Genomic DNA, 11622 nt, shown 5'->3' with positions numbered 1-11622 from the left:
GTGTCTAGCGGGAATCGGACACGGGCTCAGAACGCCCGGGTGATCATCGCCCGCTTCACTTCCTGGATCGCCTTGGTCACCTCGATGCCGCGCGGGCAGGCCTCGGTGCAGTTGAAGGTGGTCCGGCAGCGCCAGACGCCCTCCTTGTCGTTGAGGATCTCCAGGCGCTGGGCGCCACCCTCGTCCCGGCTGTCGAAGATGAACCGGTGCGCGTTGACGATCGCGGCGGGGCCGAAGTACTGGCCGTCGGTCCAGAACACCGGGCAGGAGCTGGTGCAGGCCGCGCACAGGATGCACTTGGTGGTGTCGTCGAACCGGGCGCGCTGTTCGGGAGACTGCAGGCGCTCACGGGAGGGCTGGTTCCCGGTGGTGATCAGGAACGGCATGATCTCCCGGTAGGAGGCGAAGAACGGCTCCATGTCGACGACCAGATCCTTGATCACCGGCAGGCCCTTGATCGGCTCGACGGTGATCGGCTTGCTCGGGTCCAGGTCCTTGAGCAGCGCCTTGCAGGCCAGCCGGTTGCGGCCGTTGATCCGCATCGCGTCCGAGCCGCACACCCCGTGGGCGCAGGACCGGCGGAAGGTGACCGAGCCGTCCAGTTCCCACTTGATCGTGTGCAGCGCGTCCAGCAGTCGGTCGGTGCCGTGCGCGGTGACGGTGAAGTCCTGCCAGTACGCCTCGTCGCCGTGGGTCTCCGGGGTGTAGCGGCGGATCCGCAGCGTGACCTGGAAGGACGGGATCTCGGCGGGGGCGGCCTCGGCGGCGGGCTTGTCCAGAGTGGCGGTCATGTCAGTACTTCCGCTCCATCGGCTGATAGACGGTGGTGATCACGGGCTTGGTGCCGAGCAGCACGCTGGGCCGCTCCGGCGGGAAGACCGGGATCTCCTCACCGGCGGGGGCGGGCGCCACCGGGTCGTCGATCACGGCACCGGCCGGCCGGCGGTAGGCCATGGTGTGCGACATGAACTGCGCGTCGTCCCGGTCGGGGTAGTCCTCGCGGAAGTGCCCGCCACGGGATTCGCGCCGGTTCAGGGCGCCGACGATCACCACCTCGGCGATGTCCAGCAGGAAGCCGAGCTCCAGCGCCTCGATCAGGTCGGTGTTGAACGCCTTGCCCTTGTCCTGGACCGAGACCCGGGAGTACCGGTCCTGCAGGGCGTGCACGTCGGACAGCGCCTGGCGCAGGGATTCCGCAGTGCGGAAAACCTGGGCGTTGGTATCCATGGTCTGCTGCAGTTCGCGGCGGACGTCGGCGACCCGCTCGCCCTTCGGTCGGGCGCGCATCTCCTCCAGCTCGGCCACGGTCAGCGACTCCGGGTTCTCCGGCAGGTCGACCCACGGGGCGGTCGCCGCGTACTGCGCGGCGGAGATGCCGGCCCGCTTGCCGAAGACGTTGATGTCCAGCAGCGAGTTGGTGCCCAGCCGGTTGGAGCCGTGCACCGAGACGCAGGCGACCTCCCCGGCGGCGTAGAGGCCCTTGACCACGTCGCGGGGGTTGCGCAGCACCTCGCCCTCGACGTTGGTCGGCACACCGCCCATCGCGTAGTGCGCGGTCGGGTAGACCGGCACCGGCTCGGTGTAGGGCTCGATGCCCAGGTACGTCCGGGCGAACTCGGTGATGTCCGGCAGCTTGGCGTCGATGTGCGCCGGGTCCAGGTGGGTCAGGTCGAGCAGGACGTAGTCCTTGTTCGGCCCTGCGCCCCGGCCCTCGCGCACCTCGTTGGCCATCGACCGGGCGACGATGTCACGGGGTGCCAGGTCCTTGATGGTCGGGGCGTAGCGCTCCATGAACCGTTCGCCGTCGGCGTTGCGCAGGATGCCGCCCTCGCCACGGGCCGCCTCGGACAGCAGGATGCCCAGCCCGGCCAGCCCGGTCGGGTGGAACTGGAAGAACTCCATGTCCTCCAGCGGCAGGCCGCGCCGGTAGGCGATCGCCATCCCGTCGCCGGTCAGGGTGTGCGCGTTGGAGGTGGTCTTGTAGATCTTCCCGGCGCCACCGGTGGCCAGGACCACCGACTTGGCGCGGAACACGTGGATCTCCCCGGTGGCCAGCTCGTAGGCGACCACCCCGGCGACCGCGACCTCCTCGCCGTCCGCGACCTCACTCTGCCCGCGCTGCTCTCCTGACAGGTCGCGGTTGAGCAGCAGGTCCAGGACGTAGAACTCGTTGAAGAACTGCACGTCCTGCTTCACGCACTGCTGGTACAGGGTCTGCAGGATCATGTGGCCGGTGCGGTCGGCGGCATAGCAGGCCCGGCGGACCGGCGCCTCGCCGTGGTTGCGGGTGTGGCCACCGAACCGGCGCTGGTCGATCCGGCCCTCGGGGGTGCGGTTGAACGGCAGGCCCATCCGCTCCAGGTCGAGGACGGCGTCCACCGCCTCCTTGGCCATGATCTCCGCCGCGTCCTGGTCGACCAGGTAGTCGCCGCCCTTGACGGTGTCGAAGGTGTGCCACTCGGGGTTGTCGTCCTCGACGTTGCCGAGGGCCGCGCACATCCCGCCTTGGGCGGCACCGGTGTGCGACCGGGTCGGGTACAGCTTGGAGATCACCGCGGTGCGGGTGCGGGCCGAGGACTCCAGGGCCGCGCGCATCCCGGCGCCGCCGGCTCCGACGATCACGACGTCGTACTGATGGGTCTGCATCGGGGGCGATGCCTTTCTATCGACGTGCGGGTGGTTCAGGCGGTGCAGAACGACGGCAGCAGGCTCGCCGGGCTGTTCACCGGGCAGGGGTCGAAGGTGAAGATCACCAGGGTGCCGAGCACCACCACGACGGTGAACGCGGTGTAGAGCGCCAGCTTCAGGACGAGCCGGGTGCCGTCGCGCTCGGCGTAGTCGTTGATGATGGTGCGCACGCCGTTGGTGCCGTGGATCATCGCCAGCCAGAGCATCAGCAGGTCCCAGATCTGCCAGAACGGCGAGGCCCACTTCCCGGCGACGAAGCCGAAGTCGATCGCGCTGATCCCGTCACCGGCGACCAGGTTCACGAACAGGTGGCCGAAGATCAGCACCAGCAGCACGACGCCCGAGGCGCGCATGAACACCCAGCCGTACAGCTCCCAGTTCCCGCGGCTGGTGCGGCGGGAGGGGCGGGCCACCGGCGAGTTCGGGGCGGGGATGGTGGTCATCGTCAGCCTCCGAAGACGTGCATGAGGTGGCGGGGCAGGAAGCCGGCCATCGTGACGACGAACAGGCCGACCACCACCCAGAGCATCACGCGCTGGTACTTGGGGCCCTTGGCCCAGAAGTCGACCAGGATGATCCGGATGCCGTTGAAGGCGTGGAAGACGATCGCCGCGACCAGGCCGGCCTCGCCGAGGCCCATGATCGGGTTCTTGTAGGTGCCGATCACGTCGTTGTAGGCCTCGGGGGAGACCCGGACCAGCGACGTGTCGAGCACGTGCACCAACAGGAAGAAGAAGATCAGCACGCCGGTCACCCGGTGGGCCACCCAGGACCACATGCCCTCGCGGCCTCGGTACAGGGTGCCGGCAGGCTTGCGGCGGGGTTTCGGTGTGTGTGCGGGCGCTGGCCCGGTCTGCACACTGGGCACGGAAGGCCTCCTGGTCATCGGGACTGCGGTGTCCGGTGGGAGCACTCTAGGCATCGTGCGCCGTGCCAGAGACTCCGTGCGGCCGAATTGAGGTGAGTGTGACGAACCGCACACCTAGTTCGGGACCACAGTCCCATGCGTGGTAGCCGAGTCGGGGGTGGGCAGGTCGTCCCGGCTAGCCTGTCCGGATGACCGAGCACGTGATCCCCGGATTCCACGCCGTCATCCCGGCCGGAGGTGCCGGGACCCGGCTGTGGCCGCTGTCCCGCCAGGGTGCGCCGAAGTTCCTGCACGACCTGACCGGCACCGGCCGCACCCTGCTGCAGGGCACCGTGGACCGGCTGGCCCCGCTGTCCGGCCCGGAGGGCGTCCTGGTGGTCACCGGAGCCCGGCACGTGGACGCCGTGCGCCGGCAACTGCCGGAGCTGACCGCCGACCAGGTGATCGCCGAGCCGTCGCCGCGGGACTCGATGGCCGCGATCGGACTGGCCGCCGCCGTGCTGGCCGAGCGCCACGGGCCGCAGACCGTGCTGGGCTCCTTCGCCGCCGACCACGTGATCGGCGAGCTGCCCCGGTTCGACGCCGCGGTGCGGGAGGGGGTCGAGGCCGCCCGGGCCGGCTACGTCGTGACGATCGGGATCGAGGCCACCGAGCCCTCCACCGCCTTCGGCTACATCCACGCCGCCGATCCGCTCGGGGTGGACGGTGCACCGTCGGCCCGGCACGTGGCCGCCTTCACCGAGAAGCCGGACGCCGAGACCGCCGCCGAGTACCTGGCGACCGGCCGGTACTGGTGGAACGCGGGCATGTTCATCGTCGCCGCCGGGGTGCTGCTGGACCACCTGGCCACCCAGCTCCCGCCGCTGGCCGCCGGACTGCGCGCGATCGCCGCGGCCTGGGACGACGAGGCCGCCCGCGACCGGGCGATGACCGAGATCTGGCCCACGCTGACCAAGATCGCGATCGACCACGCGATCGCCGAGCCGGTGGCCGCCGCCGGTGGGGTGGCCGTGGTGCCCGGCGACTTCACCTGGGACGACGTGGGCGACTTCGCCTCCCTGGCCCCGCTGCTGCCCGCCGCCGGCCAGCCGGACGACGGGTCGCGGACCCTCGGCGAGGAGTCGCTGGTGCAGCGGCTGGACGCTCCGGGGTCGCTGGTGCTGACCGGCGGCCGGACGGTCACCGTGCTCGGCGTGCCGGACGCGGTGGTGGTCGATACCCCGGACGCGGTGCTGGTGACCACCCTCGCGCACGCCCAGCAGGTCAAGGGCGCGGTGGACGGCTGGCGGGCCCGGGGGCGCGAGGACCTGCTCTGACCTCGGCGGCTGGGTAGTGTCGGTCCGGTGATGGTCGACGTGTCCCGGGTGCAGCAACTGGTCGGATCGCTCAGCGAGGAGCTGATCGAGATCCGGCGGGACCTGCATGCGCACCCGGAACTCGGCCGCACCGAGCAGCGCACCACCCGGGTGGTGGCCGACCGGTTGCGCGCCGCCGGGCTCCGGCCCCGGATGCTGCCCGGCACGGGTCTGACCTGTGACATCGGCCCGAACCCGGTGGGCACCGGCCGGCGCTGGATCGCACTGCGGGCCGATCTGGACGCGCTGCCGGTGCCGGAGACCACCGGGCTGGACTTCGCCTCCACCGTGCCGAATGTGGCCCACGCCTGCGGGCACGACGTGCACACCGTGGCCGTGCTGGGCGCCGGGCTGGTGCTGGCCGCACTGCACGACGCCGGGGAACTGGACACCGGGGTCCGGCTGGTGTTCCAGCCCGCCGAGGAGGTGCAGCCCGGCGGCGCGCTGGACGTGATCGCCGCCGGTGGGCTGGACGGGGTCGGCCGGATCTTCGCGGTGCACTGCGACCCGAAGGTGGACGTCGGGCAGATCGGCAGCCGTATCGGCCCGATCACCTCCGCCTCGGACGAGGTGACCGTCCTGCTGACCGGGCCGGGTGGGCACACCTCCCGTCCGCACCTGACCGCCGACGTGGTCTACGCCCTCGGTCAGGTGATCACCCAGGTGCCGGCGGTGCTCGGTCGCCGGCTGGACCCGCGGGCGGGGGTGAACCTGACCTGGGGGGCGGTGCAGGCCGGGCAGGCGCACAACGCGATCCCGGCCACCGGTTCGGTGCGCGGCACGCTGCGCTGCCTGGAGGTGCGGGCCTGGGAGCGGGCCTCGCAGGTCTTCCACGACGCCGTGGAGCAGGTGGTCGCGCCCTACGGCGTCCAGGTCGAGATCCGGCACCAGCGCGGCGTCCCGCCGGTGGAGAACGACGAGCGGGCGGTGGCGGTGCTGGAGGCCGCGGCCCGGGACGTGCTGGGCGAGGAGTCGGTGCAGCTGACCGAGCAGTCATTGGGCGGGGAGGACTTCGCCTGGTACCTGACCAAGGTGCCCGGGGCGATGGCCCGGCTGGGCACCCGCACCCCCGGCGGCCGGTCCTACGACATCCACCAGGGCAACCTGGTGATCGACGAGCGCGCGGTGCCCGCCGGTGCGGGGCTGCTGGCCCGGGTGGCGCTGCTGGCCGGCCGTCCCTGACCGCTCCTGCACCCGAACGGCCGACGGAACATTCCAAGTCCGTAACGGATCACGGGATGTACGCCTCGGTAACACCACCGTCATCCCGGCGTGGCTAGGGTGCTCACCGAACGCCGGACCGAACCACCCGGACCGGGAGCAACGGCGCTCCCGGCCCGGGGGCCCCTCCCGGGGCCGGCGCAGACGACGAGCAGGAGTGCAGTGTGAAGAACATCGTTCGTGCGGCCGCCCTCGGCGGGGCCGTCGCCCTCGCCCTGGCTGCCTGTGGCAGCGCCCCCGAGGAGTCCGGCTCGACCGGCGGTTCGGACACCGGGGCCAGCGACTTCAAGGCCTGCATGGTCTCGGACTCCGGTGGCTTCGAGGACAAGTCCTTCAACCAGTCGGGTGCCGAGGGCCTCGACCGGGCCGAGGACGAGCTCGGGATCACCGCGGTCAAGGTGGAGTCCTCCGCCGAGACCGACTTCGGTCCGAACGTCGACCAGCTGGTCGCGCAGGACTGCAACCTGATCATCGGCGTCGGCTTCCTGCTGGCGGACTCGCTGACCGAGGCCGCCGCCGCGAACCCGGACATCGAGTTCGCCCTGGTCGACTCCGGCTTCAACGAGGAGTCGGACAACGCCAAGCCGCTGCTGTTCAACACGCAGGAGGCCGCGTTCCTGGCCGGCTACGTCGCCGCGGGCACCTCGACCACCGGCACCGTCGCCACCTTCGGCGGCATCTCCATCCCGTCGGTGACCATCTTCATGGACGGCTTCGTCGACGGCGTGGCCAAGTACAACGAGGACAACGGCGCCGACGTGCAGGTGCTGGGCTGGGACAAGGAGGCCCAGACCGGCTCCTTCACCGGTGACTTCGAGGACCAGACCAAGGGCCAGAACCTGGCCAAGGGCTTCATCGACCAGGGCGCCGACGTGATCATGCCGGTCGCCGGCCCGGTCGGCCTGGGTGCCGCCGCCGCCGCGAAGGAGGCCGGCAACGTCTCCATCGTGGGTGTGGACGCCGACTGGTTCGAGACCTCGCCCGACTACTCCGACATCGTCCTCACCTCGGTGATGAAGGAGATCGGCCAGGCCGTGTTCGACACCGTGTCCGAGGCCGCCGACGGCAACTTCACCTCCGAGCCCTACGTCGGGACCCTGGAGAACGAGGGCATCGGCCTGGCGCCGTTCCACGACTTCGACTCGGTCGTCCCGGACGAGGTCAAGACCGCGGTGGAGGACCTGCAGCAGCAGATCATCTCCGGTGACCTGGTCGTGGAGTCCCCCAGCCAGAACTGAGGTCAACACGGACGGCGGCCCGGGCGGGATGGTTCTGCCCGGGCCGCCGCTGTGACCGCACCCCCGCGCGGTCTACGCTGCGCGGGACGAATCGACGACGATCGAGGAGCAGGCCCACCGTGAAGCTGGAGCTGCGCGGGATCACCAAGCGTTTCGGGACGCTGGTGGCCAACGACCACATCGACCTGGTGGTCGAACCCGGTGAGATCCACGCCCTGCTGGGTGAGAACGGCGCCGGGAAGTCCACCCTGATGAACGTCCTGTACGGGTTCTACGACCCGGACGAGGGACAGATCCTGGTGGACGACGAGCCGGTCACCTTCGACGGGCCGGGCGACGCGATGGCCGCGGGGATCGGCATGGTGCACCAGCACTTCATGCTGGTGCCGGTGTTCAGCGTCGCCGAGAACGTGGTGCTCGGGTACGAGCCGACCAAGGCCGCCGGGCTGATCGACCTGCCCGAGGCCCGCCGCCGGGTCAAGGAGATCTCCGACCGGTTCGGCTTCGACGTCGACCCGGACGCGATGGTCGAGGACCTGCCGGTGGGCGTCCAGCAGCGGGTCGAGATCATCAAGGCGCTGTCGCACGACGCCAAGGTGCTGATCCTGGACGAGCCCACCGCCGTGCTCACCCCGCAGGAGACCGACGAACTGATCGCGATCATGCGCCAGCTCAAGGCCGCGGGCACCTCCATCGTGTTCATCACGCACAAGCTGCGCGAGGTCCGCGCCGTCGCCGACCGGATCACCGTCATCCGGCGCGGCACGGTGGTCGGTTCCGCGGACCCGCAGTCCAGCGAGACCGAGCTCGCCTCGCTGATGGTCGGCCGTTCGGTCTCCCTCGGGGTGGACCGGGCTCCGGCCCAGCCGGGCGAGGTCGCGCTGCGGGTGCAGGACCTGAGCGTGCTGGACGAGGCCGGGGTCCGGCAGGTCGACGGCATTTCCTTCGACGTGGCGCGGGGCGAGATCGTCGCCGTCGCCGGTGTGCAGGGCAACGGCCAGACCGAGCTGACCGAGGTCATCCTCGGCCTGCAGCCGGCACTGGCCGGGTCGGTCACGCTGGACGGCAAGGAACTGCTCGGCCGCACGGTCAAGGAGGTGCTCACCGCCGGGGTCGGCTTCGTCCCGGAGGACCGCACCGAGGACGGCATCGTCGCCGACTTCTCGGTGGCCGAGAACCTGATCCTGGACATCTACGACACCCCGGCCTTCGCCACCGGCATCTCGCTGGACCCGGCGAAGGTGCGGGCCAACGCCGAGCAGCGCGCGGTCGAGTTCGACGTGCGCACCCCGTCGGTGGAGGCGCTGGCCGGCACGCTGTCCGGCGGCAACCAGCAGAAGGTGGTGCTGGCCCGGGAGATGTCCCGCCCGCTGCGCCTGCTGATCGCCTCCCAGCCCACCCGTGGTCTGGACGTGGGCTCGATCGAGTTCGTGCACAAGCGGATCGTCGCGGAGCGCGACTCCGGGACCCCCGTGATCATCGTCTCCACCGAGCTGGACGAGGTCCTGGACCTGGCCGACCGGATCGTGGTCATGTACCGCGGCCGGATCGTCGGCACGGTGCCCGGGGGGACAGACCGGGACGTGCTCGGCCTGATGATGGCCGGCGTCCCGCAGGAGGAGGCCGTCAAGCAGGCCGCCTCCCACCACACGGTGCTCGGCGAGGCCGACATCGAGGCCGCCGAGGAGGAGAGCGAGTGAACGCCGCAGCTGACGTCACCGCGAAGGACCAGCAGGACGAGCGGCTCGAGCCGCGGCTGCAGCGCGCGCTGCGGGAGATGCTGACCAGCAACTGGCTGGTCACCCTCGCCGCGCTGCTGCTCGCCCTGGTCGTGTCGGGCGTGCTGATCGCCGCCGCCGACGAGGACGTGCACACCACCGCGAGCTACCTGTTCGCCCGGCCCGCGGACTTCTTCTCCGCGGTGTGGGACTCGGTGTGGAGCGCCTACGTCGCCCTGTTCCAGGGTGCGATCGTCGACCCGAGCGCCTCGACCTTCGCCCGGGCGATCCGCCCGCTGACCGAGACCATGACCTGGTCGGTGCCGCTGATCCTGGCCGGTCTCGGCCTGGCGGTCGGCTTCCGGGCCGGACTGTTCAACATCGGTGCGCAGGGCCAGATCATCCTGGGTGCGGTCTTCGGCGGGTACATCGGCTTCGCCTTCGGGCTGCCGCCGGTGCTGCACCTGCTGCTGGCGATCATCTGCGCCGCCCTGGGTGGCGCGATCTGGGCCGGGATCGCGGGCTTCCTCAAGGCCCGCACCGGCGCCAACGAGGTGATCGTCACGATCATGCTCAACAACATCGCGGGCTATCTGGTCGCGTACCTGTTGACCACCACCGCGTTCAAGCGCGAGGGCAGCAACAACCCGCAGTCCCCGCCGATCGAGAGCACCGCGATCTACCCGCGGCTGCTCGGCGACGACTTCCGGCTGCACGCCGGGTTCCTGCTGGCGATCCTGGCGACCTTCTTCGTGTGGTGGCTGATGGACCGCTCGACCCTGGGCTTCCAGTTCCGGGCCGTGGGCGCCAACCCGTCCGCCGCCCGCACCGCCGGGATCAACATCAACCGGATCTACCTGCTGGTGATGATCACCTCTGGTGCGCTGGCCGGTCTGGCCGGGTCGGCGCAGGTGCTCGGCACCGAGCGGGTGCTCACCGCCGGGGTGGCCGCGTCCTTCGGCTTCGACGCGATCACCGTGGCGCTGCTCGGCCGGTCCAAGCCGCTGGGCACCTTCCTGGCCGGCCTGCTGTTCGGTGCGTTGCGGGCCGGTGGCTTCGCGATGCAGTCCCGGACCGGCACGCCGATCGACATCGTGCTGGTGGTCCAGTCCCTGGTGGTGCTGTTCATCGCCGCCCCGCCGCTGGTCCGGGCCGTGTTCCGGTTGCCCGCACCGGGTCGTCGCAAGCAGATCAGCCCCACCCCCGCGCCCGTCACCAAGGAGGCCGCAGCGTGAGCACCCTCACCGCCACCCCTGCGCCGGCCGCCCCGGCACGTCCGGCGGCCCAGCCGCTGCCGCCGATCTCCTACCGTGCGCCGATCACCTACGTGGTGGTCGCCGCGCTGGCCCTGATCGTGTTCGGCATCCTGCCCGCGTCGGGCAAGAAGACTGGCTTCACCGTCTCCACCAGCACCGACTTCTTCCAGATCGAGAAGTTCTCGGTGCCGAGCAAGACCACCGCGATCGTGCTGTGCCTGATCGCCCTCGCCCTGGGCGCTCTGTCGTTCTGGTACGCCCAGCGCCGCCGCAAGGCCGGGCTCTGGCTGCCCGCGGTGTACGCGGTCGCGCTGATCCTGGCGCTGCTGGTCTGGGCCGTGGCCGGCAAGAACCAGCCGCTGCCGCTGACCAGCCTGCTGCAGGGCTCGCTGTTCCTGGCGGTCCCGCTGGTGTTCGGTGCGCTGGCCGGTGTGCTGTGCGAGCGCTCCGGCATCATCAACATCGCGATCGAGGGCCAGCTGCTGGCCGGCGCGTTCCTGGCCGCGGTGGTCGCCACCCTGACCCAGTCGGCCTACCTCGGCCTGATCGCCGCGCCGATCGCCGGTGCCCTGGTCGCGGCGCTGCTGGTGGCATTCTCGATCAAGTACGTCGTGGACCAGATCATCGTCGGTGTGGTGCTGAACGTGCTGGTGGTCGGTGTGACCAGCTATCTGTTCTCCACCGTGCTGAAGGTGAACGCGAGCACGCTGAACACCCCGCCCCGGCTGCCCACGCTGCCGATCCCGGTGCTGAGCGAGATCCCGGTGATCGGGCCGGTGCTGTTCCGGCAGACCGCGCTGGTCTACATCATGTACGTCGTCGTGATCGCGCTGCAGATCCTGATCTTCCGCTCCCGGTGGGGCCTGCGGCTGCGGGCCGTGGGCGAGCACCCCAAGGCCGCGGACACCGTGGGCATCAAGGTGAACCGGACCCGGGTGCGCAACACCCTGCTCGGCGGGGCGGTCGCGGGTCTGGGTGGCGCGTTCTTCACGGTGGCGAACGGGCTGGCCTTCGGCAAGGAGATGACCGCCGGGAAGGGGTACATCGCCCTGGCGGCGATGATCCTGGGCCGGTGGAGCCCCAAGGGTGCGCTGGCCGCGGCCCTGCTGTTCGGGTTCGCGGACAACCTGCAGGTGGTGCTCGGCATCATCGGCACCCCGATCCCCAGCCAGCTGATGCTGATGACGCCCTACGTCGTGACGATCTTCGCCGTGGCCGGTCTGGTCGGGAGGGTCCGCGCACCGGCCGCCGAGGGCACCGCCTACGTCAAGTGAGGAC

10 protein-coding genes are annotated in these 11622 nt (G+C 70.7%); 6 read left to right on the top strand and 4 right to left on the bottom strand.

The window, feature by feature from the left end; translation table 11 throughout:
• Nucleotides 1-26 precede the first annotated feature (26 nt).
• Genes HGA03_RS00355 through sdhC form a run of 4 tightly spaced genes read right to left on the bottom strand, consistent with a single transcriptional unit; the run spans nucleotide 27 to nucleotide 3547 of the window.
• Entirely contained in the window at nucleotides 27-791 is a 765-nt protein-coding gene (locus HGA03_RS00355; protein WP_168628243.1) for a succinate dehydrogenase iron-sulfur subunit, read from the bottom strand.
• 1 nt (nucleotide 792) lies between these two features.
• The gene (sdhA, locus tag HGA03_RS00350; protein WP_168628242.1) at nucleotides 793-2646 is read right to left on the bottom strand and encodes a succinate dehydrogenase flavoprotein subunit; all 1854 of its coding nucleotides are present in this window, start codon (nucleotides 2644-2646) and stop codon (nucleotides 793-795) included.
• A gap of 35 nt (nucleotides 2647-2681) precedes the next feature.
• The gene (locus HGA03_RS00345; RefSeq protein WP_168628241.1) at nucleotides 2682-3131 is read right to left on the bottom strand and encodes a succinate dehydrogenase hydrophobic membrane anchor subunit; all 450 of its coding nucleotides are present in this window, start codon (nucleotides 3129-3131) and stop codon (nucleotides 2682-2684) included.
• A 2-nt stretch (nucleotides 3132-3133) separates the two neighbouring features.
• On the bottom strand, nucleotides 3134-3547 hold the full coding sequence (sdhC, locus tag HGA03_RS00340; protein WP_168628847.1) for a succinate dehydrogenase, cytochrome b556 subunit: 414 nt from the start codon (nucleotides 3545-3547) through the stop codon (nucleotides 3134-3136).
• Nucleotides 3548-3744: 197 nt separating this feature from the next.
• Between sdhC and HGA03_RS00335 the strand changes: the two genes are divergently transcribed.
• The 6 genes from HGA03_RS00335 to HGA03_RS00310 all read left to right on the top strand — a co-directional run bounded on the left by HGA03_RS00335 (nucleotide 3745) and on the right by HGA03_RS00310 (nucleotide 11618).
• Complete coding sequence (locus HGA03_RS00335) at nucleotides 3745-4872, top strand: mannose-1-phosphate guanylyltransferase (protein ID WP_168628240.1); 1128 nt, start codon at nucleotides 3745-3747, stop codon at nucleotides 4870-4872.
• 30 nt (nucleotides 4873-4902) lie between these two features.
• Entirely contained in the window at nucleotides 4903-6093 is a 1191-nt protein-coding gene (locus HGA03_RS00330) for an amidohydrolase (RefSeq protein ID WP_168628846.1), read from the top strand.
• Nucleotides 6094-6296: 203 nt separating this feature from the next.
• The gene (locus HGA03_RS00325; protein ID WP_168628239.1) at nucleotides 6297-7370 is read left to right on the top strand and encodes a BMP family lipoprotein; all 1074 of its coding nucleotides are present in this window, start codon (nucleotides 6297-6299) and stop codon (nucleotides 7368-7370) included.
• A 119-nt stretch (nucleotides 7371-7489) separates the two neighbouring features.
• On the top strand, nucleotides 7490-9070 hold the full coding sequence (locus tag HGA03_RS00320; RefSeq protein WP_168628238.1) for an ABC transporter ATP-binding protein: 1581 nt from the start codon (nucleotides 7490-7492) through the stop codon (nucleotides 9068-9070).
• A complete protein-coding gene (locus HGA03_RS00315; RefSeq protein WP_373307701.1) occupies nucleotides 9067-10323 on the top strand; it encodes an ABC transporter permease in 1257 nt (418 codons plus the stop codon). Before HGA03_RS00320 ends, HGA03_RS00315 begins: the two co-directional genes overlap by 4 nt.
• A complete protein-coding gene (locus tag HGA03_RS00310; protein ID WP_168628237.1) occupies nucleotides 10320-11618 on the top strand; it encodes an ABC transporter permease in 1299 nt (432 codons plus the stop codon). Before HGA03_RS00315 ends, HGA03_RS00310 begins: the two co-directional genes overlap by 4 nt.
• The last annotated feature ends 4 nt before the right edge of the window (nucleotides 11619-11622 follow it).

The organism is Cellulomonas denverensis, assembly GCF_012396125.1.
Taxonomy (GTDB): domain Bacteria; phylum Actinomycetota; class Actinomycetes; order Actinomycetales; family Cellulomonadaceae; genus Cellulomonas; species Cellulomonas denverensis.
The sequence above is the reverse complement of the archived record's forward strand: the minus strand, read 5'-3'. Positions and strand labels throughout refer to the sequence as shown.